At 65.1% G+C, this 25285-nt stretch carries 24 protein-coding genes and 1 tRNA gene; 1 reads left to right on the top strand and 24 read right to left on the bottom strand.

Going from position 1 to position 25285, the window contains the following annotated elements; genetic code table 11:
• Window positions 1–78: 78 nt before the first annotated feature.
• The 7 genes from murD to rsmH form a co-directional block, all read right to left on the bottom strand.
• On the bottom strand, window positions 79–1527 hold the full coding sequence (murD, locus tag VGH98_14510) for a UDP-N-acetylmuramoyl-L-alanine--D-glutamate ligase (protein ID HEY2377184.1): 1449 nt from the start codon (window positions 1525–1527) through the stop codon (window positions 79–81).
• 4 nt (window positions 1528–1531) lie between these two features.
• Window positions 1532–2680: a phospho-N-acetylmuramoyl-pentapeptide-transferase gene (gene mraY / locus VGH98_14505; GenBank protein HEY2377183.1), complete on the bottom strand. Its 1149-nt coding sequence runs from the start codon at window positions 2678–2680 to the stop codon at window positions 1532–1534.
• A 111-nt stretch (window positions 2681–2791) separates the two neighbouring features.
• Window positions 2792–4171, bottom strand: a complete 1380-nt coding sequence (gene murF, locus VGH98_14500; protein HEY2377182.1) for a UDP-N-acetylmuramoyl-tripeptide--D-alanyl-D-alanine ligase — start codon at window positions 4169–4171, stop codon at window positions 2792–2794.
• Window positions 4168–5655 carry a UDP-N-acetylmuramoyl-L-alanyl-D-glutamate--2,6-diaminopimelate ligase gene (locus tag VGH98_14495; GenBank protein HEY2377181.1) on the bottom strand — a complete coding sequence of 496 codons (1488 nt, stop codon included), beginning with the start codon at window positions 5653–5655 and terminating at the stop codon, window positions 4168–4170. Before VGH98_14495 ends, murF begins: the two co-directional genes overlap by 4 nt.
• Before the next feature lie 3 nt (window positions 5656–5658).
• Window positions 5659–7704, bottom strand: a complete 2046-nt coding sequence (locus tag VGH98_14490; protein ID HEY2377180.1) for a penicillin-binding transpeptidase domain-containing protein — start codon at window positions 7702–7704, stop codon at window positions 5659–5661.
• Entirely contained in the window at window positions 7701–8012 is a 312-nt protein-coding gene (locus VGH98_14485) for a cell division protein FtsL (GenBank protein HEY2377179.1), read from the bottom strand. Before VGH98_14485 ends, VGH98_14490 begins: the two co-directional genes overlap by 4 nt.
• Window positions 8009–8983, bottom strand: coding sequence for a 16S rRNA (cytosine(1402)-N(4))-methyltransferase RsmH (gene rsmH / locus VGH98_14480; protein HEY2377178.1), 975 nt, complete (start codon window positions 8981–8983; stop codon window positions 8009–8011). The genes VGH98_14485 and rsmH overlap by 4 nt, the downstream gene beginning before the upstream one ends.
• Before the next feature lie 91 nt (window positions 8984–9074).
• On the opposite strand from rsmH, the gene VGH98_14475 reads away from it, so the two are divergent.
• Window positions 9075–9971 carry a YegS/Rv2252/BmrU family lipid kinase gene (locus VGH98_14475; protein ID HEY2377177.1) on the top strand — a complete coding sequence of 299 codons (897 nt, stop codon included), beginning with the start codon at window positions 9075–9077 and terminating at the stop codon, window positions 9969–9971.
• Window positions 9972–10041: 70 nt separating this feature from the next.
• Here the strand turns inward: VGH98_14475 and VGH98_14470 are convergent, their stop codons facing one another.
• The 17 genes from VGH98_14470 to VGH98_14390 form a co-directional block, all read right to left on the bottom strand.
• On the bottom strand, window positions 10042–11793 hold the full coding sequence (locus tag VGH98_14470; GenBank protein HEY2377176.1) for a hypothetical protein: 1752 nt from the start codon (window positions 11791–11793) through the stop codon (window positions 10042–10044).
• Window positions 11794–11919: 126 nt separating this feature from the next.
• Window positions 11920–11993, bottom strand: a tRNA-Val gene (locus VGH98_14465).
• A 103-nt stretch (window positions 11994–12096) separates the two neighbouring features.
• On the bottom strand, window positions 12097–12270 hold the full coding sequence (locus tag VGH98_14460; protein HEY2377175.1) for a hypothetical protein: 174 nt from the start codon (window positions 12268–12270) through the stop codon (window positions 12097–12099).
• 112 nt (window positions 12271–12382) lie between these two features.
• On the bottom strand, window positions 12383–13411 hold the full coding sequence (locus tag VGH98_14455) for a hypothetical protein (GenBank protein ID HEY2377174.1): 1029 nt from the start codon (window positions 13409–13411) through the stop codon (window positions 12383–12385).
• A gap of 32 nt (window positions 13412–13443) precedes the next feature.
• Complete coding sequence (locus VGH98_14450; GenBank protein ID HEY2377173.1) at window positions 13444–14370, bottom strand: tetratricopeptide repeat protein; 927 nt, start codon at window positions 14368–14370, stop codon at window positions 13444–13446.
• A complete protein-coding gene (locus VGH98_14445) occupies window positions 14324–14830 on the bottom strand; it encodes a chemotaxis protein CheW (GenBank protein ID HEY2377172.1) in 507 nt (168 codons plus the stop codon). The genes VGH98_14450 and VGH98_14445 overlap by 47 nt, the downstream gene beginning before the upstream one ends.
• Complete coding sequence (locus VGH98_14440; protein HEY2377171.1) at window positions 14827–15459, bottom strand: chemotaxis protein CheW; 633 nt, start codon at window positions 15457–15459, stop codon at window positions 14827–14829. Before VGH98_14440 ends, VGH98_14445 begins: the two co-directional genes overlap by 4 nt.
• Before the next feature lie 132 nt (window positions 15460–15591).
• Window positions 15592–16737 (bottom strand): chemotaxis response regulator protein-glutamate methylesterase, encoded by a 1146-nt coding sequence (locus VGH98_14435; protein ID HEY2377170.1) that lies wholly within the window; start codon window positions 16735–16737, stop codon window positions 15592–15594.
• A complete protein-coding gene (locus VGH98_14430) occupies window positions 16727–17227 on the bottom strand; it encodes a chemotaxis protein CheD (protein ID HEY2377169.1) in 501 nt (166 codons plus the stop codon). Before VGH98_14430 ends, VGH98_14435 begins: the two co-directional genes overlap by 11 nt.
• A complete protein-coding gene (locus VGH98_14425) occupies window positions 17224–18087 on the bottom strand; it encodes a protein-glutamate O-methyltransferase CheR (protein HEY2377168.1) in 864 nt (287 codons plus the stop codon). The genes VGH98_14430 and VGH98_14425 overlap by 4 nt, the downstream gene beginning before the upstream one ends.
• Window positions 18084–19709 (bottom strand): DUF4388 domain-containing protein, encoded by a 1626-nt coding sequence (locus tag VGH98_14420; GenBank protein HEY2377167.1) that lies wholly within the window; start codon window positions 19707–19709, stop codon window positions 18084–18086. Before VGH98_14420 ends, VGH98_14425 begins: the two co-directional genes overlap by 4 nt.
• Before the next feature lie 120 nt (window positions 19710–19829).
• Window positions 19830–21773, bottom strand: coding sequence for a DnaA/Hda family protein (locus VGH98_14415; protein ID HEY2377166.1), 1944 nt, complete (start codon window positions 21771–21773; stop codon window positions 19830–19832).
• Window positions 21774–21775: 2 nt separating this feature from the next.
• Entirely contained in the window at window positions 21776–22372 is a 597-nt protein-coding gene (locus tag VGH98_14410) for a GTPase domain-containing protein (protein ID HEY2377165.1), read from the bottom strand.
• 64 nt (window positions 22373–22436) lie between these two features.
• On the bottom strand, window positions 22437–22910 hold the full coding sequence (locus VGH98_14405) for a hypothetical protein (GenBank protein HEY2377164.1): 474 nt from the start codon (window positions 22908–22910) through the stop codon (window positions 22437–22439).
• The gene (locus tag VGH98_14400) at window positions 22907–23257 is read right to left on the bottom strand and encodes a roadblock/LC7 domain-containing protein (GenBank protein ID HEY2377163.1); all 351 of its coding nucleotides are present in this window, start codon (window positions 23255–23257) and stop codon (window positions 22907–22909) included. The genes VGH98_14405 and VGH98_14400 overlap by 4 nt, the downstream gene beginning before the upstream one ends.
• A complete protein-coding gene (locus VGH98_14395; protein ID HEY2377162.1) occupies window positions 23254–24123 on the bottom strand; it encodes a roadblock/LC7 domain-containing protein in 870 nt (289 codons plus the stop codon). Before VGH98_14395 ends, VGH98_14400 begins: the two co-directional genes overlap by 4 nt.
• Entirely contained in the window at window positions 24116–25282 is a 1167-nt protein-coding gene (locus VGH98_14390; protein HEY2377161.1) for a DUF4388 domain-containing protein, read from the bottom strand. Before VGH98_14390 ends, VGH98_14395 begins: the two co-directional genes overlap by 8 nt.
• Between the last annotated feature and the right edge of the window lie 3 nt (window positions 25283–25285).

Below are 25285 nucleotides of genomic sequence, written 5' to 3'. Positions count from 1 at the left end.
GAAGGAGGGAGCGTTGACGCGCGCGTGACGCCGTCCTCACGAACAGAGCTACCAACCTTCACAATGCTGCGCCTCCACTCACTTCGCTGTATCCCGCTTGAGCGCCGACGGCCGTTTGGTGGCGCCGCTTTGATTCACGAGTCGCTTGAACTCGCGTCCGCGTTGCTCATAGTTCTCGAACATGTCGTAGCTCGAGCACGCCGGTGAGAGGAGCACGGCGTCTCCACTCGCCGCAGCGCGGCGCGCCGCCGCGACGACGTCCAAGAATGACGACCCGAGCCGCTCCACGGGGACGATGCTCCCGAGGTCGCCCTCGACGATCGGCGCGGACTCTCCGTACGCCAGCACAACCTTTACCGTGCGGCGAATCTCGTTCACGAGCGAGGTGTATGGCTCGCCTTTGTGTCTCCCGCCGAGGAGGAGCACCGTTGGCCGAGTCATGCCGCGGAGCGCGACTTCCGTGGATGCGACATTCGTCGATTTCGAGTCGTTGATCCACAGCACGCCGTTGACCTCGGCGACCATCTCGATGCGATGCTCCAGGCCCTCAAACGTGCGGAGGCCGCGCGCAACCGCGCCTAACGCTTGCGGCGTGCGATGTGACTCACTCGCGAGCGCAACGGCCAGCGCGGCCGCGAGCGCGTTCGCGACATTGTGATCCCCGATCAGCGGCAAGTCGCTGCGCGCCAGGAGCGGCTCGCCGAGCACCTCGAGCATCCCGCGCGAGCGATCGACCCACGCGTCGCTCCGGCCGCGCACGGAAAACCGACCGTGGACTCCTGGAGCGGCTTCTGCCAACGCCTCGACGACGACATCGTCGCCATTGGTCACCCAATGCGACGCGGCGGTCGCGTTACGAAACAGAAGGGCCTTGTCGCCATAATAGTCCTCGATGCTTGCATAACGATCGAGGTGGTTCGCCGAGAGGTTCGTGAGAATACCGACGCGGGGATCGATACTCGGCGTGTCGTGCAGTTGAAATGACGAGATCTCGAGCGCGACCCACTCCGGCGGAGTCGGACGCAGGGCGACCTCCGCCAACGGAAGCCCAATGTTGCCCGCAGCCACAGCGCGATGGCCGAGTGCGGAGAGCAGATGAGCGGTGAGCGCGGTCGTCGTCGTTTTGCCGTTCGTGCCGGTGATCGCGATGTAGCGCAAGTTGGGCAACATGCGCAGCGCGATCTCCACCTCGCTCACGATCTCGATGCCTCGCGCACGTGCGGCGGCGAGTGGGGCCGCGGACGGCGGTACGCCAGGACTCACGACGACGAGCGACGCGCGGGCGATCCGCTCGAGGTCGTGCGTCCCGATCTGCACGTTCACCTCTTCGTCGCGAAGGGCGGCGGCCGTGGATTCGAGCGCGTTCCCAGTTCCCGAGTCGGAGGCATAAACATCGGCGCCCGTGCGCGCGAGCAGCGTCGCAACGGCACGTCCGCTGCGCGCGAGACCGATAACGGCGATCTCTCCGTTGAGCCACCCCGCCGGCATCGCCGGTTCCGAGACGCGTCTCTGTTGTGGTACGGTCACGGTCTTAGCGGAGCTTGATGGTCGTGAGAGCAAAGAAAGCGCAGAGAATCCCGATGATCCAGAAACGAACCACGACTTTCGCCTCGTCCCATCCCAGCATCTCGAAATGATGATGGAGGGGTGCACGGCGGAAAACCCGGTGAGCCTTCGCATACTCGAGGCCGTAGCGCTTTTTCCGATACTTGAACACGTAGCGCTGCAGAATCACCGACATCGTTTCGGCCGCGAAGACGGCACCCACGAAAGCAAGCAGAAACTCCGATTTGAGCAGAATGGCGACGGCGCCTAACGCGCCGCCCAGCGCAAGGGAGCCGGTGTCACCCATGAAAACTTCGGCGGGATGTGTGTTGAACCAGAGAAAGCCAATCAACGCGCCAACGATGGCCAGGCAAAAAATCGTCAGCTCGCCCGCGTCGGTCAAATAGAACATTTGTAAATACGCGCTCGCGTCGATGCGACCCATCACGTAGCTGAAGATCGCAAAGGTGGCGAACGCGATCGCGCCAAGCCCCGCAGCCAGGCCATCGAGGCCGTCGGTCATGTTCACGGCGTTGCTCGTCCCCGTGAGAATGAACGTCGTGAACACGACATAGAGCCACGCGAAGCCCGCGGCGGGAACGACGACGACGTACTTGAAGAACGGCACCGACGTCGACGCGCCCGGCAGGTACGGCACCAGCGGATCCTTCCACAAATACCATCCGAGCGCGACACCGATGATCACTTGGCCTGCCAGCTTGTAGCGCTCGACGAGGCCGCTGTTCTTCTTCCCTTCCCGCTTCTGTTTGAGCTTGAGATAATCGTCGAGCAAACCGATGGCGCCCATCCAGAGCATGACGAACATGGCCACAAGCACGTACGGTCGTCTCAGACTGAAGCGCGACCATAGTAGGATCGGGATGATCGAGCAGGCGATGATGATCAGCCCACCCATCGTCGGGGTCGTGCCCTTGGACGCGTGGGTATCGGGCGTTCCTTCCCGGACGACCTGATGCACGGCCTGACGACGCAGCGCACTGAGAATGATCGGGCCGAGGATGAACGACAGTATCAGCCCCGTCACCGCCGCCATGACCGCACGGAAGGAGATGTAGGTGATGAGGTTGAAGACGCGGTACTTCGGAATGAGCGGGACTAGGAGATAGTAGAGCAAAGGGTCAGGGTCTGGGGCTAGGGATCGGCGTCAGCTTTCTCGTGGGATTGGGCTTCTTGGGTGATGAAAGCGTCAAGGTTCGAGATCGAGGCAATGGCTAGCCCTCAAACCCTAGCCCTTAGCCCCTTTTCCTGCCGCCCACTCTCTGATTTTCGGAACCAGCTGCTCCAGCCGAACCCCGCGCGACGCCTTGAGCAGGATAACGGCGTCCGGCTCGAGACGCGACGCGAGCCGATTCCAGAGACTCTCCACGTCGTCGGCCGTCACGAGGCGTTGTCGCGCCGAGGCGTCGGCGGCTCGGTCGAAGGCAGCGGCGAACTCGCCAAGGCCGGCGAGCACCTCGATCGGTGATGCCAAGGCGTCGCGGGCCAGCGACTCGTGCAGCGACGGACCGCTCGGCCCCAGCTCGAGCATGGTACCCAGCACGGCAACGCGTTGTCGGCCGCGGCCGGCATGCTGCAGCAGCTCGAGCGCGGCCCGGGCCGAGCCGGGGTTCGAGTTGTACGCGTCGTTGACGAGCGTCGCTTGGCCGAGCTGCTCGACGTTCGAGCGCATGGGTGGGACCGACATCCGCGCAATCCCCTCGGCGGCGCGCTCGACCGGCACGCCAAGCTCGCGAGCGACCGCCAGGGCAAGCATCGTGTTTCGTAAGTTATGAACACCGCGCAGCGGCACGCGAACCTCCTTGCCGCCAACCGTCACGCGGCCACTTCCATCCGTGTCCAGCGTCCACTGGTCGGCGCGAAGATCACCCTCGTCCACGCCAGCGGCAATCACACGCCGGGCGCGCTTGCGTGCTTCGGCGACAACGTCCGGCTGACTCGCGGGAACCACCGCCATTGCGACGCCGTCGCAGGCCGCCAGCTCCTCTCTCATCACACCCGCGAGATCGCCAAGGCCCTCGAGATGTTCCTCGGCGATCGAGGTGACGACGGTCACGTTAGGCTCGACGACGGCGCGTAAACGCGCCACTTCTCCGGGCTGGTTCGTGCCCATCTCGATGACGGCGACGTCCGCCTCGTCGGGGATGGCCAGCAGCGTGAGCGGCACTCCGACGAGGTTGTTGAGATTCCCATACGTCGCGTGCGTCGAGAGCGTGCTGCCTAACGCTGCCTTCAGGAGCTCCTTCGTGCTCGTCTTGCCGTTCGTACCGACGACGCCGACGACCGGGTTTCCCCATGCGCAGCGTCGATATCGCCCGAGTGCACCCAGCGCGACGAGCGTGTCGCGCACCTCGAACACGGGGACGCCGAGCCCGCGCGTGCCTTCGGCGCGCGACACCACGAGACCGCCGGCGCCGCTCGCCACGGCTTGCTGAAGAAACTCGTGGGCATCGAATCGCTCACCGACGAGCGCGACGAACAGGTCGCCGCGGGCAATCGTACGCGTGTCGCTCCAGATGCGCGCAAACGACTCAAGGCCCCGTGGCAAGTTCACCGCCGCGAACGGCTGCAGCGCATCGGCAACGCGGTCCCAGCTCCAAAAGTTCATGCGTGCTTCGACGATGGCGTCGACATGAGTGATTTTACAATCTCCTTTTCATCGAATGGGTATTTCGTGGTCCCGCGGACCTGATACGTCTCGTGCCCTTTGCCGGCAAGAAGAACGACGTCCTGCGGCTCCGCGATCGCGAGCGCCCGCTGAATTGCCTCGAGCCGGTCGGTGATTCGCTCGTGGGTGCCGCTATGCATTCCGGTTTCGATATCGTCGAGGATCCGCTCCGGATCTTCCGTGCGGGGATTGTCGCTCGTGACGATCGCGTGGTCGGCGAGCCGTTCGGCAATCTCACCCATGACCGGTCGCTTGCCGCGATCACGATCGCCGCCGCAGCCGAATACCGCGAGAAGACGTCCGTGCGTGAACGGCCGCACCGCCTGGAGTGCACGCTCGAGTGCGTCCGGCGTGTGTGCATAATCGCGCAAGACCGCCGGCGACTCGTTCAGCAATTCCAGACGGCCAGGCACCTGCGGCAAGGACGAGAGCCGCGCGGCGATCTGGGCAGTCGACGTGCCTAACGCATACGCCGCCGCCGCGGCACCGAGCGCATTCATGACGTTGAAGTCACCGATGAGTGGGAGGTGCACCGGCAGGCGTTCGTTGCCGAGCGCGAGCGTCCACTCACTGCCCCGCGGACCGAATTGCACCCCCTCGCAGTGCACCTCGGCGCTCACCACGCGCTCGCTGAACGCGACGCGCCGTCGATCCGTGCGTAGCGCGGTCCACGCCTTCTCGTCGAGATTGTATACGACGGTGCCGTGGGGCTTGAGATAGTCGAGTAGCCGGGCCTTCGCGCGGAAGTACTCCTCCATCGTCCGATGATAATCGAGGTGGTCGCGCGTGAAGTTCGTGAAGACGATCACGTCGAACTGCACGCCTTCGACGCGGCTCTGATGGAGCGAGTGTGACGATACCTCCATCGCCACCTTGCCGATTCGCGCGTCGACAAGGACTCGGAGAAGACGCTGCAGCTCGACGGGTCCGGGCGTCGTTAGGCCTCCGCCGCCCTCCACCGGCTCGCCGGCGCTGCCCACCAGCACCCCGAGCGTTCCGATCGACGCACTGCCTGCCTCGCGACCCTCGAGGATGTGGCGGAGCATGTTCACCGTCGTCGTCTTTCCGTTGGTGCCTGTGACGCCGACGAGCTGGAGATATTTTGCGGGCCAGCCGTACGCCGCGGCCGCAGCGAGTGGCGCCGCACGCCGGCCATCGTGCACGACGAGTGCAGGCAGCCCTTCTGGCACTCGATCCGCCGATTCGACTATGGCCGCGACCGCGCCCGCCGCCCGTGCCATCTCGAGATAGTCATGCCCGTCCCGTTCCGTCCCACGAACGGCGATGAAGAGCGTACCGGGCCGAACGAGTCGGCTATCATCGGTGATTCCCTGCGCGGATAGCGGCAGATCACCACGCCGGTCGACCAGCAACTCCGCCGAGGTGAGCACGCCGACGATGTCCGCGAGCGAGAACTCCGTCACCGTTTAGAAGTCGTGAAAGAGTCGGACGACCGCGCCGGCTGGCGCCACGCTCCCAGCCGCCGGATCGGTTGCGCCATCGGTTCCGCTCACGACCCGGACGTGGAAGCCGGCGTTGTGGAGCGAGAGCACGGCGTCGCGCAGGGGCATGCCGCGGATATCCGGTATCAGCCGCGCGGCCTGCGGAGGCCGCGACGCGCTGTGTCGCTGCGGCAGTGACACAATGAATGCTACGTCGCCGGTACTTGCCTCTTCGCGGGCTCGCTGGCGGGCGCGATAGATGCCACCGGCCTCGCGCGTTGTGGTGTCGCCCGCGACCGCCAGTTGCACTGGCGGCGCCGCGTCGGCCCTCGTGTCCGGGCGCGTCGAAACGGCGGCGGCGCCGGCACTCGATGCCAGCTTGTCGCGGTCGAGCGCCGCGTCGCGCGCCGCGAGCGCAGCCTGGAGGACAGTCTTCGTCAGCGGCGCTGCTGTCGCCGCGCTGTAGAAGCTTCCTTTCTGGTCGCGCGGATTCGTGAGCTTCACGACGATCACGAATTGCGGCGCGTCGCCCGGGAAGAGGCCGGCAAAGTTCGGATTGTACTGCTGCGCCGCATACCGTCCGTTCACTGTCCGACGCGGCGTGCCGGTCTTCCCGGCGAGGAGAAAGCTGCTCAGGTCCGCCTGCAGCGCCGTTCCATTCTCGACGACGTTGAGCAATATCTTACGAATACGAGTCGCGACGTCGGGCGTGAGCACGCGCCGCACAACGCGCTTCTGATGGCGGTACAACACCGAGCCGTCTGGCGCCCGAATCTCTTTGACGAGCGCAGGCTCGACGAGCTCACCGCCATTCGCGAACGCCGCATACGCGACGGCGAGTTGCAACGGCGTTACCGAAATCTCGTAACCCATCGCCAGCGAAGCCGGCGATTGCGGTGACCACTTTGACGGCTCGCGCAGCACGCCGCTGGCCTCCGACGGATAGGGCACGCCGGTCGCCGTGCCGAAGCCAAAATCGCGCAGCGTCTCGAACTCCTCGCGCCGCGTTAGACGCTGGGCGAATTTCACGATCCCGATGTTGCTCGACCATTGCAGCACGGTCGCCAGCGACGCCCGACCCACGAGATGATCATCGTGGATGACGCGTCCCTCGAGCTGGAGCGTGCCGTCGCCGGTGTTGATCACATCGGTCTCGCGTGCGCGGCCACGCGCGAGCAGCCCGGCGGCGATGAACGGCTTGAGCGTCGAGCCAGGCTCGAATGGCTCGGTGAGCGCGGTTGCGGCGGTGGACCGCTGATCCTGCCGGCGACTCGCCATCGCGAGGATGTCCCCTTCCTGCGGATCGAGGACGACGATGTCTCCTCCGTCCGCGCCCATTTTCTCGACCGCGTCGGCCAGGGCGCGTTCCGCGATCTCCTGTAGCTCGTGATTGAGCGTGAGCACGACGGTGTTGCCCGGACGCGGCGCGACCTGTGGCTCGTTAGGCGACTCGAAGCTCCGTCCCCGCACGTCTCGGACGAGCGTCGCCGTGCCGGCGGTGCCGCGGAGAATGGTATCGAGCGCAAGCTCGATTCCATCGACCGCGCTGTTCTGTGCATCGACGTGACCCACGAGCCGACGCGTGCCCTCCGACATCGCGTACGCTCGTACGCTCGCCGCGGTCGCGCGTACACCGCGAATCCGCGTTGCCCACGCGACGTCCGTCGCGAGATAGCGGCCCGGCAACGTAACCCATGCTCTCTTTGGATCGAGCGCTCGACGGATCCACTCCGGCTTCACCTGCACTCTCGCCAGCGCACGGTGGAGCTCAACCCGATCTTGCGCGCGCACCTCGCGCGGCGCGACCTCGAGTTGAACCATCTCCCGGCTCTGCGCGAGCACGAGACCAGCAGCGTCGAGAATCTCGCCACGAGGAGCAGGCATCTCGCGGGGCGCGAGCTGTTGTCGCGCGGCCCGCGCTCGCCACGTGTTGCGCTGAAGCAGCTGCACATGCGCAGCCTGTCCGATGACAGCGAGCGCGAACAGCGCCAACAGCGCGTGGACGATCTTGATGCGACGCGAGCGAATCATGGGCGCGGCTTATGAGTCGCAGCCGACGGCACCGGCAGCATGATGACTTGCTCTGGGGAAGGCACGTGCATGTTGAGTCGCTGCTCGGCTATCGGCGCTAGTTTCGCTCGGCTGGAGGCGTCGCGAATCTCTCCGTCGAGCTTCACGCGCTCGGCCTCGAGCGCCTGACGCCGCCGATCGAGCTCACGCAGCGCGCGCGCCTGATCGATTCCGTACGTTCTCCGTGCAATGACGCCTGTCGCCACGAGGACGAAACCAAACAACACGAGCGCAACCGTAGCTCGGCGCGAGAGCCGCCCACGAGTCACGCGTCCGCGCTCCGACGAAACGCCCGCAACCGCGCACTGCGCGACCGCGCGTTGCGCGCGAGCTCGTCCGGAGCGGGCGTGGTCGCCTTGCGCCCAATGAGTTCGCCGAGCGCACGCCCGCGGCAGGTGCAGATCGGATGCTTCGGCGGACAGACGCAATCGCTGCTCCACTCGCGAAAGGCGTGCTTCACAAGACGGTCCTCGCCCGAGTGATACGCGATGACGGCCATCACGCCGCCGGGCAAGAGGCGATCGCGCAAGACAGGCAGCGCCCGCTCGAGCCCGGTGAGCTCATCGTTCACGGCGATTCGCAGCGCTTGAAAGAGTCGCGCGAAGTCGGCTGGTCCGGTGCGCGCACCAAGCGCCCCGCGAATTGCCCCGACAAGATCGTCGCTCACGGCGAATTCGCGGTTCGTCCGGCGACGCACAACCTCCCGCGCGAGCCGATGCGCGCGATGCTCGTCCCCATATTCGCGGAAGATCGAAGCGAGCGCGTGCTCGTCGAACGAGTTGAGAACGTCTGCAGCCGTCGGAGTGTCCTCGTTCTCGCCGCGGTCCATGCGCATGTCGAGGGGCGCGTCTTCGCGGAAGGTGAAGCCTCGACTCGGATCATCGATCTGATGAGAGGAGATTCCGAGATCGAGCAAGACGCCGTCGAACCGCACGCCAGCGAGCTCACCGATCTGACCGATCTCCGCGTAATTGCCGATGTGTGCCTCGAAGCGACCATTCGAGGCGAAAGGGGCGAGCCGATTTTTGACCGATTCGAGGGCGTCGGGATCGCGATCGACGCCAGTGAGATGCTCCACGCCCGCCTCGAGAAGCGCCAGTGCATGTCCCCCACCGCCCAGCGTGCCATCCAGAACCGAATGGCTCGCGCCTAGAAGATCGACGACCTCCCTGGCGAGCACAGGCGCGTGATATGCGCTATCCCAGTTTGAACCGTCGACGCCGGGAGACGGGGCGGACATTCTAACCGCCACGTCCATGTCGCGCCAACCCCTGGGCAATTTGCCACGTTCTACCGTCAGGCCACGATCCGGCCGCCGAGCTCGACTCTCGATGATGACGAACCGACACCGCCATTTCGCGATGATCATTCACGGCGCGCGCGCCGAGCGAGAGGACGTGCGTCATCTCATCGATTGGGTGCGGGCGAAAGGGCACGTGGTCGAGGCTCACGTCACACTCGAAGCAGGTGACGCGACGGCGATGACCGCTGCCGCTGCACGCGCCGGGGCGGACGCCGTCATCGCGGTGGGTGGCGACGGGACGGTGAACGAGGTGATCAATGGTCTCGACGGTTTCGATACGCCAGTCGGCATCATCCCCATGGGCACAGCCAACGATTTCGCGACGCAGGCAGGGATCCCCGCCGACGCCGACCACGCGATGGATCTTATCCTACATCGCAAGCCAGCGCGTATCGACACCGCGTCGCTGAATGGACGTCGATTCCTGAACGTCTCTACGGGCGGGGTTGGGGCCGAGGCAACCGCGGAGACGCCGTCGGAGGCGAAGGAGAGCCTCGGTCCCTTAGCATACGCGATCACGGGCGTCCGCAAGTTCGCCGAGTTCGAAGCCTACCGCGCGAGCTTTCGCGGCGGCGACTTCTCATTCGACGGCGAGTTCGTGATGTTCGCCGTTGGGCTGACGCGCGCATCGGGCGGCGGCACTCTGGTGACGCCTAACGCGTCCGTTACCGATGGGCTCCTCGACGTCTGCGTGGTCGAGTCGATGGGGCGCGCCGACTTCGCGCGGCTCCTCCTGAAGATCAAGCGCGGTGAGCATCTCGGTGAACCGGGAGTGCATTACGCACAACTACCGTCGGTGGTGATCGAATCCGACCGCCCACTCAGCGTGAACGTCGACGGCGAGAGCATGGATGCGACCCGACTGGACTACGTTGCTCGCGTGAAGGATCTGTGGGTGTACGTCGATCATCTGCCTGGGCCGTAGACGAATGCCGGTTGGCAAAGAAAACGCCCGCGAACAAGGTTCGCGGGCGTTTCTTCTGGAGCCTAACGAGCTAGGCCTTACCAGATCGTGACGTCGACTTGCACAATGCCTTCTTCGCCGGCGCGATGTTGGGATAGTACTGTTGAATCGCGCCCATCAGCGTCGCCGCGGTGTTCTTGTCGGCCGCGGCGCCCTGCGGCAGCGCGATTTGCGAAGCAGACCACATGTCGTCCGCAAGCTGAGCATCCGCGCAGCTGCGGGATTTGTTGAGGCCTTGCAGCGCGTTGAGCCCAACCTGGAATGACGCAATGCCCGAGTACAGCTTGAGCTGCGGCGACGGGGCGATGCTGTCGATGGTGCTCGAGATCTGGTACACGTTCAGCCAGGCAGCGCGTTTGGCCGCGTCGTCCTTCCCGACCGTATCCTGCGCCGCCTTGAGCGCGACACCGACGATCGGCAACAGCGACTGACTGACGGCGGCTTTGTCTGCACCGTTTGCAACGGCTCGTCGAGCGAACGCCATCGCACTGTCGGGCTGCTTCAGATCTCCAAAGGTGACGATGACGAACTGGACGCCGTTCTCGACCTTCGGGTTCAGTTCGACGGCGCGCTTCGCGGCGTCGAGTGACTGCTGAAGCTGACCGGATTTCCGCAGCGTTTGCGCGTAGAGCATGTACAAGTCGGCGTTCGTACCAAACTTCTGCACGGCGCGCGCGGCGTATTGCGACGCCAATTGGGGCTGGCTGTCGGCCGACGCGATCGCTATGAGACGCGTGTATAGATCCGCGTTCGCCGCGGCGGTGTCGGCCTTCATCCAATCCTCGCCTGCCGCGAGCGCCTTCTTGTAATCCTTGGCGCTGGCGAGGAGCAGGAAGCGCATCCGGAGCAACTGCGGATCGCCCGGATTGTCCTGCAACATCTCGCTCACCATAGGGAGCGCGAGGTCTGGCTTGTTCATGGCGCCGAGCATTCCGAGGAGCGCCTGGCGCACGGTCGGATCGAGCCGCCCGAGACGAACCATGATCTGCACCGCCTTCGCGGAATCGGCCGGCGTTGCTTTGGCCATGTACGCGTCCACCGCATTGCGCATCGCGAGCGTATTGGTCGAATCGACGCGCATGATGTCTTCCGCGACGCGGAGCACCGAGTCCGGGCCGCTCTTGCCGTACTGATAGGCCGACATCAGGCACAGACGCGAGAGCGTGCTATTGGCATCCTTGGCGAGTCCCGCGCGAGCAGCCGCCGCTGCCTCCGCCCACTTCTGATCGCGCAAGGCGCTTTCGCACTTGTGATACTCGGGTAATGCCTTTCGCGCATCGGTGAGCTCACGCTCGATCTTCTTGGCGACGTCGCCGGCGTCGCGGCCGTCAACGGCGGCGAGCGGCTGGGCAAGCGATACATCGCGCGCGAGCAGCAGACGCGAATCGACGCGAACGCCGTTAGGTGCCTTCGCGCCGGTGCAGTCGAGGATCTCGTCCGCCCGCATCAGTTTCGCCAGCTCCTTGAGATCGGAGACGCTGAGCGCGGAATCGGCCTTGTAGCCGGACGACGTCAGATAATTATTGATGTCGTTTCGCGACAAGACGTACAACGTACGGACCGAATTCTCCTGCTGCACACGGCCCCGCAACGCTTCCGCGATATCAACACCGAGGGTGCTGTTCGCAGCGGTGGGCGTGTGGCAGGTGGCGATCAGAATGCGCGGTGTGTCGGCGCCGGGCTGTTGGCCGCGAGCTTGCGCCCGGACGATCCGCGGTGCGCTTACCGCGGTAATCGCGATTGCGCCGGCCGCTGTGAGCACACGGCGTCGAGATGCCATCACTGTTGGAGCTCCTCCCAAACGTTGACGAGAATTACCCGCGATCGACCAGAAATGATCCCTTATGCACGCTCAAACTGCCCGACTGCATAACCGCGCTCTATGTACTCGTTGAGCAATCGCACGGCATGGGCGAAGAGGGACTCGAACCCCCGACATCCCGCGTGTAAGGCGGGTGCTCTAACCAACTGAGCTATTCGCCCGTTCAGCGCACGTCCCGAAACGCTCACAATGCGCGCGCCGCGGTTTATAGCAGTTGCTCGACTTTGTCCAAGTGGGCTGGCGCCCAGCTCTTCTTCCGCAAGATCAGGATTTGAGGATGGCGAGGGGAACGAGCACGCAATAACCAGCGACGAGAAGCAACGGAGCGATTGTCTCGCCGCCGCGCGCAAGGTCCGCGTAGCCGGCGAGCAGAGTGATTGCTGCTGCACCCCACCAAATCGCGCTGCGGGTCCGCGTACTGGTCTCGCTATTAGCCATAGGGCCGTAGTGTAGGTCGGCTGGAAATGGCTGTCAAGCGACGTTACGAAGCGAAGTTACGTGAATTCAACGTTAAGGTTCGATGAATGCGCCCTCAAGAGCGATTCGCGGCTCAGTTGCCGTGCGGCGCGTCATCCGGACCGCCTGCTTCGGTCCGATCGTCCGGGGCGCTTGGCTCCTCAACGGACGAATCCATGAACTCCACGGAAGCTCGTGCCGCCGACGCCTCGGCGAGCGCGTCCGCGGCGACGAGCGCTGCCATTCGGCGTCGATCGCGCCGCCGGCGCGCGATGTACAATGGCCCGATCAAAAGCAGGCAAAGGATCGTCGCGACGGTGATATCGCTGAAGAGTGCAAGTCCGCCATATCGACGCCGCGTGCGTTGCTGCCAGTCGTGCTCGAACGAGGCGAGCGTAACGCCAAACGACTGTCGCAGCGCACGATCGAGCGAGCCCGTTTGTCGCCAGTTCTGGAACAACAGCGCGAGACCACGCTCCGGGTCCATCGACGCCATGTCGTCGACCGCGCGATAGGCAAGCGCGTACGCGGCCTGAGCGCTCGTCGCACCTTCCCCGAACTGCGCATCGAGCTCGTCGAAGGTCGGCATGCCTCGCAATGCCAGCGCGACATTCGCCGCGAGAACATCGTTGCGACTGAGCTCGCGCGCCGCGAAGCTGGCGTATCCCTCGTCGAACCAGCGTGGCGCGATGTCACCTAGGTACTCGTGAAGCGCGAGATGGGCAAGCTCGTGTCGCAGCACCTCGAGCGGATTTCCCGCGTCGGAGCCGGCGCTGCGTCCCTGCATCACGATGCGCCGCATCTCCGGAAAGGCGAGCGCGGCTCCCCATTCGGGCGCGCCAGGTCCTGCCCACTCACGAAAGCGACGCTCGTCGGGGGCGATGGCGATGAGAACATGCTGCGAGGGACGCGGAAGTCCGGGAAAGCTGTCCGTGGCCAGCGCTCGTTGGAGCAGCGCGCGTGCGAGCTTGTCGTCGCCAGGATAGAACACTGCCGTGAAGCGGCCGCGATCCAGACGGAGCGGAGCGTACTGGCCAGACGCCAGAGCGCTGAGAGTAGGGGGTTGCGTGCCGAGCGGGGACGGCGGTGCAAGCGCGAGGAAGGCAACAGCGGAAACGCTCAACGCTCTACGCGCGCCGCTCAGCGCTTTACGCGCTAGGGCTCTCCCCCCTGCTCCACCGTTTTCAGGACATCCGCGCAACGCTTTCCCCATTGATTGAACTTGTTCGCGGCGAAGCCGCCCTTCCATGTCTCGATCGCCTCGTCGCGCTGGCCGTTGAACCAGAGCGCACGCCCCAGCTCGAAATGGGCCTCGATCAGACCCGGCCCCAGCGCAATGGTTTTTCGGAAAAACGTCTGCGCGTCCTCGAACATGTCGCGCTCGAGATACACCAATCCCAGATAAAAGTGGGCGTAGAGCGATGCCTTCTTGTCGTTATCGAGCCGGATGGCGCGCGAGAGATGCTCGATCGCTTCGCCGAAGATGCCCTTCTTGAGGCAAATGTAGCCGACGTTGATTCGCGCGAGCGCGTTCTGTGGCTGACGCATCAACACTTTCTGGAATGTGAGCAGGGCGTCGTCGTACTTTTCCTGGAGCATGAGCGCCCAACCGAGCAGCGCCTCGGACTGCGGATCGTTAGGCGAGAGCTCGATTGCCTTTCGCAGCGCGGCCTCCGCGCCGACATGATCGCCAAGTGAAAGCTTGCTCCAGCCTTTTTCGATGAACGTCGACGCGCCAAGGTGATCCGCGTGCACCACGGGACGCTCGCCGGAAAACTGTGGCGCATTCGACGGGACAGCAGCGTGCGTGCCGGAATTCCCGTTGCCGCCGTGGTGCGCGCGGATGGTCTTCCACCGCTCCACCAATTGTTTCACGTCGTCGCGCAGGGTGCTGAGCTCACCGATCTCCTGCTCCACTTGCTTGAAGAGCGCACCGATCTCCGTTTTGAGCGCGTCCAGCTCCTTCTCGGCGCCCTGACCGGACAGCCGCTGTGCGAGCGCGCCATATCGCTCGCGGAACGACGGCGGCTGTTCGTTAGGCATCGACGACGGCGGCGCTGGCGATTGGCGTGCCGCGAGCACTTCCGAGCTGGAGCGCGATGCGTTCGGTCGACGAGAGAAGTTGCTCGACGTCGAGGACGATCACCAATCGCTGCCCCTCGCCTCGCCGCACGATCCCTTTGAGGTATTCGCCCGCGAGCCCGCGAAAGAACGACGGTGCGGCCGACACGCTTTCCGCCTCCACCGACGACACCTCGACCACCGCGTCGACAACGACACCGATCCAGTCGCCGTGGGCATTGAGCACGACGATGCGGGTCTCGGGCGCGGCCTCCCGATCGGGCAGCTCGAAGCGGCGACGCAGATTCACGACGGGAATCACGCGCTTCTGATATTCGATCACGCCTTCGACCCACGCCGGCACGTTGGGCAGCGAACGTGGCGTCTGATAGCGCAGTACACGTTCGACGGCGAAGATGTCGGCGGCAAAGAGATCGTCGCCGAGGCGAAAGTTCACGAGCTTCGTTGCATCGGTATTCATACACTCTCCTCCGCCGGCTCATTGAGCGCGGCAGTGGCGGGACGATGGGCTGCAATGAGCACGTCTGCGTCGAGCAGCGCGATGAGATCCGAGTCGCGATGGACGATGCCGAGCAAAGCGTCGTCCTTGGTGCGCGTGCCCGGCGCTTCGCGCACGGTGCGGAGGTCGACGGTCACGACATCGTCGACGTCGTCGGTCGCGATCGCGACGCGACGTTCCCTATTGCCCTCCCTGCCCCCTCCAGAAAACACGACCGCGGTCGCTCGGTGCGCGCAGGCGATGCCGAGCGTGGCCCGCGCCTCGAACACGGAGACGAGCGACCCTCGAAGCGTGAAGACGCCGAGCATGGAGGCCGGCATCTCCGGCAACCGATGCAGTTCCGGCATGTCGAGCGCCTCCTCCGCCATGATCAGCTCCACCGCGAACAGCTCTCGCGCAATGCGAAATATGAGGAGCTGCGCGATACCCGTTCGGCGTCGCACGCGCTCGCGAAAGGGCAGCGTTCCGCCATCCTCCACGGTTTCGAGGGGCGCGACGTGCGTCGTCGCCGCGAGCGACGCGGCGATCGAGGCCGCGAAGTCCTCGATCGACAGAACGGCTGGTCCTTCGTCGCCGGATTTGGATGTCATGGAAGCCGAAATGGCATTCGTCAGGAGGGCGTACCGCTTCCTGAGTATGACAGTTGGGCCGTGGCGCCAGTCACGTATTGAGGGGCTAGGGGCCAGGGGCTAGCCCCTAGCCCTAGCCCCTAAGCCCCTAGCCTAGGCCCCGCGCAGCATCGCGACGATTGCCGGCGCGATCTCGCCGAGCGCGGCGACGCGATCCGCGCCGGCAACTTGCAGTGCCGCGTTAGGCATTCCGAAAATCGTCGACGTCGCACGATCCTGAAGCACCGCGCGTCCCCCCGCTCGCCGAATCGCGCGCGTCCCGTCCGCGCCGTCGCGTCCCATGCCGGTGAGCACGACCGCCACGACATCGATGCCGAAGCGTTCGGCGACGGAACGGAACAACGGATCGGCCGACGGGCGCACGCCCCAGATCGGTGGCGAGCTCTCGAGTGTGATCGCCGCGGCACCGGCGTTCCCGGTCAGGGCCATGTGTAATCCGCCCGGCGCGAGATAGACGCGATCGGAGAGTACCGGCTCTCCCGCTTCGGCCTCGCTCACCGGCAGCTTGCTCATCGCGTGCAGTCGTTGCGCGAGACTCTTCGTGAATCCAGCCGGCATGTGCTGCACGACGAGCACGGCGGCACCCAGCGAGCGCGGAAGACTTGGAATGACTTCGGCGAGCGCGCGCGGACCGCCCGTCGACGAGGCAATTGCCACGATGCGCGTCGCGCCGGCTCCCGCTGGAATCGCGTACTGCTTGGTGGCCGTCGGCGCGACCGCGGGCACGGGCCTCGCCGGTGTGCCGCGTATGGGCAGGCGCGTGAGCGCAAGCATGCGGACGCCGCGGACGTTCGCCTGCGCGGCGGCGCGGAGCGCGCCGAGGAGCCGATCTGTGACGCGCGCGAGATCGAGACTGATCGGTCCCGACGGCTTGCGCACGAAGTCGACAGCCCCGAGCTCGAGCGCGCGGAGCGTCGCATCATGCCCCGAGTGTGTCGTCGCCGCGCTGAGCATGACGACAGGCCGCGGCGTCTCGCTCATGATGTAGCCTAACGCCTGCAAGCCGTCGAGCTCCGGCATGTCGACGTCCATCGTCACGAGGTTGGGATCGAGCGCGTGAATCTTCTGCAGTGCGTCGAGCCCGTTGCGTGCGGTGGCGGCGACCTGAAATTCGCCGGAGCCCTCGAGGATTTGTGTGATCAGCCGTCGCATGAACGCGCTGTCGTCGACGACGAGGACGGTGCGTCTCGCGCCGTCGACGACCGGCTGCGCCCCCGACGGCGTCGCGCTAGAGGACACGATTGCCCTTTTTCAGCGATCGAACTTCGACGCGGCCATCCTCGAGAAAGAAGTGAACGCTGCGACCGTGGTCGCTGCCGACATCTTCGGCGACGATCGGAACGCCGCAGGCGCGCAATGCCTGACGAGCGGCGATGACGTTGCGGTCGCCGATGTTGATGCTGCCGACCGGAATGAGGCTCGAGAACATGCTGGCGCCGCCGACGAGCTTGGCGCGCACCCGGCGGAGGTCGGCGCCGAGGCGCATCATCTCGGCGATCAGCAGAGCCACCGCCGACGATGGAAACTTCGCGGGATTCGAGCGGTCGCGCGCCATCGATTCGTCAGGCAGCAGCGTGTGGGCGAGGCCGCCGATGCGCGCCGCCCCGTCGTAGAGTACGATCGCGACGCACGAGCCGAGCCCGATGGTGATGAGCGTTTGATCATCGCGGCCCACCGCGCACTCGGCGACCTTGACACGGATCTCCGTGCTCGGATCGGCTTCGATCATAGACGGCGGAAGATGCGCTCGCGCGCGTCGATGGCAGCAAAACGAGAGCGGACCGCCCCGAGCAGCGTTTCGACCTTGCCGAGCACGAGATAACCGCCGGGCGCGAGTGCCTCGTGGAAGCGCAGCAGCAGTCGCTCCTGGGTCTCCCGGTCGAAGTAAATGAGCACGTTGCGGCAGGTGACGAGTTGGAATCCGCCCGGCATCGACGGAAACTCGTCCAGCAGATCGCGCCGCTGAAAGCGCACGTGCTGCTTGATGACGGGCACGATCGTGAACGGCGCATTCGCCGAGAAGTATCGCTCACGTAACTCGTCCGGCGTCTCCTCGAACCCGGACTCCGGAAACTGTCCCTGCTCGGCCGCGTTCAGGCTCGCGCGATCGATGTCCGTCCCCAGAACGTCGAGCCGATCGATGCGCGCGAGCTGACCGTGCATCGCTGCATAACGATGAAAGAGCACCGCGAGCGAATACGGCTCCTCGCCGCTCGAGCAGCCGGCTGCCCAAACGTGAATCGCGGGCGTATCGATTTTCCACAGCGTGGGAATCACGACCTGCGCGAGCACGTCAAACATCGACCAGTTCCGGAACAGCTTGGTGACGTTGATGGTCAGTGCGTCGAGGAGTCGGTCGTACTCCGCCGTGTCGCTGTCGAGGACACGAGCGTAGTCGGCGTAACTGTGGACGCCGCGCGCCCGCATGCGCACGGCGATGCGACGACGCAGACACTTTTCCTTGTAGCTCGCGCACGCGAAGCCGCGATCGCGCGAGATCTTGCGCGTCAGCTCCTCGAACTCGTGATCGAGCTGGGACGCCGACGGCGGCAGCGCATCCGAGCGCGTGTCCTGACGGCGACTGATCATCCAAGCACCTGGCGAACCGACTCGAGATTCGTACGGACGATCGCGTTGTCCGGGTCGAGCTCAAGCGCGCGCTCCCAACAGCGCACAGCTTCATCACGGTCCTGCCGGCGAAAGCGAATGTTACCGAGTTTGAGATACACGTCGCCACCGATGTCCGGGTTCGCTTTCACTGCGCGCTGATACGCCTCGAACGCCTCATCGTATCGGCCGACGCGGTAGAGGAGATCGCCAAGGTTCTTCTGCAGTTGCGCCAGCCCCGGGTCTTCCTGCATTCCCTTCTCCAGCGTCTCGAGCGCGACGTCGTATTGCCCTTGTCGCTCGCGCACGACGGCGAGGTTGTTGTGAAGCGCGGCCGCGTGCGGATGCGCCGCAATGCCGGCCGTGAGCAGTTCGGCGGCCCGTTGATGATCGCCGAGGAGCGCCGCGGTGAGCGCCGCGTAGTGGAACCATGCCGCCGTCGGCGGACGAGTGCCGAACAACGGACGCGCCGCGCCTAACGCGCTGTCGGCGCTGACCACGTCCCCCGCGAGCAACGCGACGATGCCGATCGACGTCTGCACGCGCGCGTCCGTGGCGCCGCCGCGCCGCACCGCTTCCTCGAGGGCCGTCTGCGCCTCCGCGTACCGTCCCTGGCGCTCGAGCACATAGGCGAGATTGTGCAACACCGCGTACCGCACGCCCGGCTGGCCCGCTGCTTCCTTGAGGATGGTCGTCGCTTCGGCCCACTTCGACTGTCGCGCCATGACCACGCCGATGAAGAACCGCGCCGGCGAGTCATTCGCGCGCAAGTCGAGCACGCGTCGCAATTCGCGCAAAGCCTCCTCGAGCATGCCTGTCTTGTAAAAGGCGATGCCGAGATTGCGGTGCTCCTCGATTCGCGTTTCTGAAACTTGCGGCTCGACGTTCGCCTTCGTGCGGCCGACGCGATGCACGAACCCGGCGGTGAGCAAGCCGTACAATGCCTTGCCGACCTCGAATTCCACGAGGCCGGCTTCGTCGATGATCGCCTGCACATCGCGCTGGCCATTGATCAGCTCGAGCACGGTCCGCTGCTCCTCGGTAAGCGCTGCTTCGCTCGTCTTGACGTGACTCTGATCGATCTCGAAAACCAGATCGAAGCTCGGAATCTTCTTCTCGACGAGGTTCCACTCGTCCATCCGCCGCGCGCCCTCGAGCAGCAGCGACTCCGGATTGATCGAGACGAGCAGGTCCTGTTCCTCAGGATGCACGTCGGCCTCGAAGTTGAACGTGCCCTGCATCCAGGTGAAGAGGAAATACACCGCCTCCTCGATCTGTCGGCGAACGTATTGGTGCAGCTCCTCGCGGGCGAGCGCGTTCTGTTCGACGAGGAGCTCGCCGATGCGCTTGTCGCGCGCCTTCGTCTGTGCCGCGATCGCGCTGTCGAGCTGTTGCTGCGAGATCACACTATTCTTCACCAGCATGTCGCCGAGACGGTCTCGTCGATTCACGATCGAGGCGTAGCAGATCCGTCCCTTCTCGAAGAAGATATTCCCGAAGTTGCTTCGGTGCGTCACCGAGAGGCAACCGGTCTTCTTCCCCATCGCGAGGAGCTGCAGCACGTCTGGGAGACTGGCCTCCTTGAGAGAGCCTTTAATGGCCATGGCTCGCTCCGCTCGCGTTGTTGGTCGTTGGTGATTGGTTGCCGGTGAATGATGAGGCGACGAGCTGCGCTCGTCGGCATTCCCTGGTTACCAACAACCAACCACCAATAACGAACCACCTCATTTCAGTTCCTCCATCATCCGCGTCGACGCGTCCGACCACTCCCAGACCACCTTCTCGTCGTCGAGGAAGAACGTGTCCGCGGCAGCGCGCACAACGACCGGCGTCGTTGGCCGCGACGCCGCCGGCATCTCGGGATCGAGCTCCGTGCGAGCGACGGCGAGGGTCAGTGCAACGCCGACCATGTCGGCGGCGGCCACGAGACGATTGACGGTGCCGATGATTTCGCGCACGCTCGCCACCGAACGTTCGGCCAGATACGCAAGAAGCTCCGGGCCGGGCTCATGCTCCGTCGCGGCGAGATACCGCGCATAGAGTTTCTCGCGCAGCGCGCGATCCGGCGATTGCATCTCGACGACGAGTCCGCCCTCGAATCGCGATCGCAGACGATCCTCGAGACCGTCGAGCTCGCGCGGCGGCCGATCGCTGCAGAAGACCAGCTGCTTTCCTTCGGCGTGCAGCGCGTTGAAAACGTGAAAGAGCTCTTCTTGCGTGCGCTCCTTTCCGGCAACGAACTGCACGTCGTCGATGAGAAGAGCGTCGGAAGAGCGATAACGCGCGCGCCACCGTTCGACGGTACCGTCCTGCATCGCTTCGATCAGCTCGTCCATGAAGCTCTGTGCGCTGACGCAGGCGACCGCGGACGCGCCGCCGCTTCCGTCGACCAGCTCGTTGCCGATCGCGTTGAGCAAGTGCGTTTTGCCGACGCCGCTGGGCCCATGTATGAAGAGTGGGCTATATCGCTTGCCCGGTTCGGCGACGATGTCGTCCGCGGCGCGCACGGCGAGCTGATTGCTCGAGGACACCTCGAATCCGTGCCGCGTGAACGCCGCCGACGGACCCGGCGGAGGCGTTGCGCCGGCGAGCGCGCGGTCGAGGAGAATCTCGGCGTCGCGCAACCGCTCGGGATCCCGGAAGACTTCGTCTCCGCCTAACGCCTCATCGACGTCCGTCGCCTGCTGCTCGAGGGCCTTGAGTCGTTCGACGGTGGCGCCGAAACCGCGCAGGAGGGATTCCCAGTTCGGCGGCGGCGCCGTCTCCTGAAGCAGCCGCTCGAGTTGCGCCGTACGATAGCCTTCACCCGTCCAGTACGCGATCGCCTCGGCGACGCGAGCCTTCCACGATTCGACGTGCTGCGCGACCGCCGACGCGATGTCGGTGAGGAAGCTCTGAAATTCGTTCGGCTTGGGCTCGCCGGTCGTCTGCTCGCGCGTGGCGGTTTTTGCTTCGGGCAGATCGCCAAGGACAGTCAATACATCTTCGGGCTTGATCTGTTCGCCGCCTAACGTCTGGAAGGCAATGAGGCGGTTCAGCGCACCCTGGAGCTCGCGCACATTGCGGAACTCGAGGCGTCCGAGCTCCTCGACGACACCCGGCCAGAACTTGACGCCCCGCTCCTCGCACTTGGCGCGCATGATCGCGATGCGCGTCTCGAAATCAGGCGTGCCGATGTCGACGATCAGACCACCGGCGAGTCGCGTGATGAGACGCTCGTCGACGTCGGCGATCTCCGCCGGCGGGCGGTCGCTCGACATCACGATCTGCCGGCCGCTCCCCTGCATCGCGTTGAGCAGACGCAAAAGCTCGGTCTGCGTCTCGCGCCGGCCCGTGAGGAATTGCATGTCGTCGATCAGCAGCACGTCGACGCGCTGGTATCGTTGCTTGAAGCGTTCTCCCTCACCGCTCGCGATCGCCGCGTGGAGCTGTTCGACGAAGTCGTCGAGCGAGACGTACTCGATGTCGAGATTGCCGCCGTGACTGCTGACGTGGTTCCCGATCGCCCCCATCAGGTGGGTCTTGCCGAGGCCCGAGCTGCTGTAGATGAAGAGCGGATTGTAAACCGCACCGGGTGACTCGGCGACGGCGCGCGCCGCGGCGACGGCGAGCCGGTTGGCAGAGCCGACGACGAAGTTATCGAAGCGGTGACGGGGATCGACTTGCATTTCTATCGCGTGGGCTGGCTCAATCGCTTGAGCACGAGCTCGGAGATGCTGCGCAATGTTTCGAACACGCCGGGGCCGTGCAGTGCGTCGGCGCCGAACTCGGGAACGCCGCGGAAGTTCAATGCGTCGTTGAGCTCCGGCGGCGTGAGAATCAGATCGCGCGGCAGATCCTGTTTGTTGTACTGAATCACGAGCGGCACCGCGCGTGCGTCGATTCCCTGCTCCGCGAGATTCGCGTGGAGGTCCTGAAAGCTCTCGATGTTTTCTTCGAGCTGGCGGGCCTGTGAATCGGCGACGAAGACGACGCCATCCGCGCCCTGGAGGACGAGCTTGCGCGTGGTCTGGTAGTACACCTGTCCGGGCACGGTGTAGAGCTGGAACTTCGTCGTGAAGCCCGAGATGGTGCCGAGGTCGAGCGGCAGGAAATCGAAGAAGAGCGTGCGATCGGTCTGCGTGGCGAGCGATACCATCTTGCCCTTTCTCTCATCGGGAACCTGCCCGTAGATGTAGTGCAAGTTCGTCGTCTTCCCGGACCGGCCTGGCCCGTAGTAGACGATCTTGCACGTGATCTCGCGGGTCGCGTAGTTGACGAGAGACATGAGAGCGAGGGGCTGGGGGCTAGAGCATAGGGGCTAGGGCTTGTTAGCCCCTAGCCCCTAGTCCCTACCCCCTTCCAAAGAGGGCAGCAAGGTTGCGATTGAGCTCATGCTCGAACCGGTCTTCCAGCACCGGTTCCACATGACGCGCCGCCGGAGGAGCAGCGGCCGCGAGGCCTTTGCAAAACTCGTCGAAATACAGCCGGACCAATCCGAGTGAGCTCTCCTGATCGAACACGGTGAGAAAGATGAATGTGCCGCGTGGCGTCGGCGCCTCGGCGAGGTACAGTTGTCGATCGCGTCCCGGTTGATGCAGGCCGCGAAATGGTTTGCCGTCGAGCTGCTTGCCCAACTCTCCCGCGGACGCGTGGATCGCCGCCGCGAGCGCGCACGCAGACATGACGTCGACGGCGCGCGCGAAGCCGAATTGCGCGACGACTTGGCCGCTCGGATGCAGGAGCAGGCCAAGAACAGTGCGCGCTTCCTCCACAAACTTGCGCAGCGGGATCTCGACCCATGGCTCGACTGCCGTGATGCTCATGGGAGACCTCCCGCTGCCTTGATCATTTCGACCCGGATCATGCCGATGTTCGCCGCCGGGTCGGCAACTACTACGAGGACGAGGTCGTTCCGTCCCGCGGCACAGATTCGGCCTCGTTCCGCCTCCAGCTGCATGAACGTCGCCGTCCCGAGATGGGCCGCGCCGGCCGACAGTCGTGCCTTTCGATACAGCGACGCGGCAAGGGCGGCGACGCGATCGCCGTCCTGACCGATTTGCAGATTCGAGTCGACGACGATGCCGTCGTTCTCGTCGACGACGAGACTCGCGCGCACGCCGCGCTGACGCGTCAGGGACGCGAGTACGGACGCGAACGGGCTGGTGCTCATCGTCCCGCCTCGAGCCACTGGCGAGCGCGCTCCAGACACCGATCGAGCACGCGCCGCACGAGACCAAGCGGTGTCGCCCTCGACGCAGCGACGACGAGCAATCCGTCGCCTTTGGCGGGAGCCATCGTCACGACGGCAACCTCCGTTTCGAGCACGATTGCTTTCCACTCGCCGATGTCGAGATGGCGTGTGGCCCGACGCGCGGCATCGGTGACGCCGCTCAGCTCCGCGCCGACCTCGTCGCCAACGTCGTTGCCCTCTCCATCGAGATAGATGCCGGCGAGGACGAGTCCCTGATCGTCGAGAAGCAGCGCTGTTTGCTCGTGCTCACCGAGGATGTCGGCAAAGAGAGCCCGTGCGTCGTTAGGCGCTGGGAGTGGGACGCGGGACGCGGGGTGCGCACCGTTCTCCGACGCTGCCCGCGCCGGGTGCCCCGCATCCCGCTCCGTATCCCGCGCCCCACGGCCCGCCGACCGCATGTTCGCCAGTGCCGCCGCCACCTCGGCGTCGCCACCGCCGTTTCGGTCCGCCGCGCGCTGCAAATACTCCTCTGCCTCCGCGGTGTTGCCCTGCTGGAAACGGACGAACGCCATCCCTTTGAGCGCGCCGATGTGCTCCGGCGTTAGGCGCAGCACCATGTCCCACTCGTCGAAGGCGCGCTGGAGCTCCCCGCGATCCACCGCAATGCGCGCGAGCAAGTCATGCGCGTCGGGGTTGTGCGAGTGTCGCTCGAGACCGCGCATCGCAATCTTGAGCGCGAGGTCGTGCTGCCCCTGGCGTCGCAGCGTTTCTCCGAGTGGAAGAAACACGAGGCTGGCAGGATCTCGCGCGAGCTCGTCGCTCCAGCGGCGGACGTCGTCAGCCATAGGCGGTCGCCTCTGCGTGCGCTTCGAGCACGTGCATGAGCTTCGTCAGCGATTCGATCGCCGCGCGTACGCGGCCGATGTCGGGACTGTTTGGCGCAAGCCGCACGTAGTGCTCCCAACTCGAACGCGCCGCCCCGAAGTCGCCCGTGCGTACGGCGGCGAAGCCGAGCTCCAGATGCACTTCCGGTGTCAACGGATCTGCGCGCACAGCGCGACGCAGCTCGTCGACGACTTCGTCGCGTCGGTCGAGCATCGTGAGCGCGCGCGCGGCGATCAGGCGGGCACTCGTGTTCGATGGCTCCTGCGCAAGCAGCGCGCGAACGATGGTCAGCGCCTCATCGCACGATTCGCGTCCGAGCGCGTTGCGCGCCTGCTCGAGCGCGGGTTCGGTTCCGCCGATCGCCTCCGCCGGCTGCCTGGCGCGGTCGTTCGTTCGTACCTCGACGACGCCGGTGGTTACAAGTCCATAAACTACGCGCGCGATGTCGAACTCGGCGCGGCCGAGCGTACTCGCGATGAGGCGCAGGTCGCGCGTCCCATCGATCATCGAGAGGACCTCCCACTCTGGTGGCAGGAGGTCGAGCTGCGACGCCTGGCCGTCGTCGCGCACCGGCGCGAGCACGGGTACGACGGCGAGGCTCGGCACCTTGTCGGCGATGCGAGACCACTCGTCGATGCGCCGCGCACCCTCCATGAGCAACGACTCGGTCGAAACGCGAATCCGCGCCTCGCGCGACGACGTGAGATCGGCTGCCGCGCGTTCCTCGAACGAGAAGAATCCCTCGCGCCACGACATGAGCTCGAATACGACGCTCTCGATCTGCATGCGGAGCTGCCGCTCGATCTCCTTCGGCGTGACGGCGCCACCTTCCAGCAGCAGATCGACGATGTCCGCGTCAGCGCGTCCATTCGTTCGCTTCGCGCGCGCCGACTCGAGATCGTCCTTCGAGATCTTTCCGGCTTGAAGCAACGTGAGCTCGAGCGGCACCGTCTTCGATTTCACATGGGCGTGTACGACGCGTCCCGCGTCGAAGTGGACCACGCCTTCGTCGTCGCGCAGCTCCGAGGAAACGCGCAGCACACCGGTCTTCCGGCTCAGATCGAGGAGCTGGAAGACATCGTGTATGCCCAGTTCGCGGAGCGGTCCTTCGATCGCCATGGA

The organism is Gemmatimonadaceae bacterium, assembly GCA_036496605.1.
Lineage (GTDB): Bacteria > Gemmatimonadota > Gemmatimonadetes > Gemmatimonadales > Gemmatimonadaceae > AG2.
The sequence above is the reverse complement of the archived record's forward strand: the minus strand, read 5'-3'. Positions and strand labels throughout refer to the sequence as shown.

Coding starts and splice junctions, on each gene's coding strand:
- VGH98_14410 (HEY2377165.1), bottom strand. CDS start 22,372: ATGTCTCTCGTCAACTACGCGACCCGCGAGATCACGTGCAAGATCGTC.
- VGH98_14490 (HEY2377180.1), bottom strand. CDS start 7,704: ATGATTCGCTCGCGTCGCATCAAGATCGTCCACGCGCTGTTGGCGCTG.
- VGH98_14445 (HEY2377172.1), bottom strand. CDS start 14,830: ATGAATACCGATGCAACGAAGCTCGTGAACTTTCGCCTCGGCGACGAT.
- VGH98_14420 (HEY2377167.1), bottom strand. CDS start 19,709: ATGGCCATTAAAGGCTCTCTCAAGGAGGCCAGTCTCCCAGACGTGCTG.
- VGH98_14395 (HEY2377162.1), bottom strand. CDS start 24,123: ATGGCTGACGACGTCCGCCGCTGGAGCGACGAGCTCGCGCGAGATCCT.
- murF (HEY2377182.1), bottom strand. CDS start 4,171: ATGAACTTTTGGAGCTGGGACCGCGTTGCCGATGCGCTGCAGCCGTTC.
- VGH98_14400 (HEY2377163.1), bottom strand. CDS start 23,257: ATGAGCACCAGCCCGTTCGCGTCCGTACTCGCGTCCCTGACGCGTCAG.
- rsmH (HEY2377178.1), bottom strand. CDS start 8,983: ATGTCCGCCCCGTCTCCCGGCGTCGACGGTTCAAACTGGGATAGCGCA.
- VGH98_14425 (HEY2377168.1), bottom strand. CDS start 18,087: ATGATCAGTCGCCGTCAGGACACGCGCTCGGATGCGCTGCCGCCGTCG.
- VGH98_14430 (HEY2377169.1), bottom strand. CDS start 17,227: ATGATCGAAGCCGATCCGAGCACGGAGATCCGTGTCAAGGTCGCCGAG.
- VGH98_14390 (HEY2377161.1), bottom strand. CDS start 25,282: ATGGCGATCGAAGGACCGCTCCGCGAACTGGGCATACACGATGTCTTC.
- VGH98_14415 (HEY2377166.1), bottom strand. CDS start 21,773: ATGCAAGTCGATCCCCGTCACCGCTTCGATAACTTCGTCGTCGGCTCT.
- VGH98_14475 (HEY2377177.1), top strand. CDS start 9,075: ATGATGACGAACCGACACCGCCATTTCGCGATGATCATTCACGGCGCG.
- VGH98_14405 (HEY2377164.1), bottom strand. CDS start 22,910: ATGAGCATCACGGCAGTCGAGCCATGGGTCGAGATCCCGCTGCGCAAG.
- VGH98_14440 (HEY2377171.1), bottom strand. CDS start 15,459: ATGACATCCAAATCCGGCGACGAAGGACCAGCCGTTCTGTCGATCGAG.
- VGH98_14460 (HEY2377175.1), bottom strand. CDS start 12,270: ATGGCTAATAGCGAGACCAGTACGCGGACCCGCAGCGCGATTTGGTGG.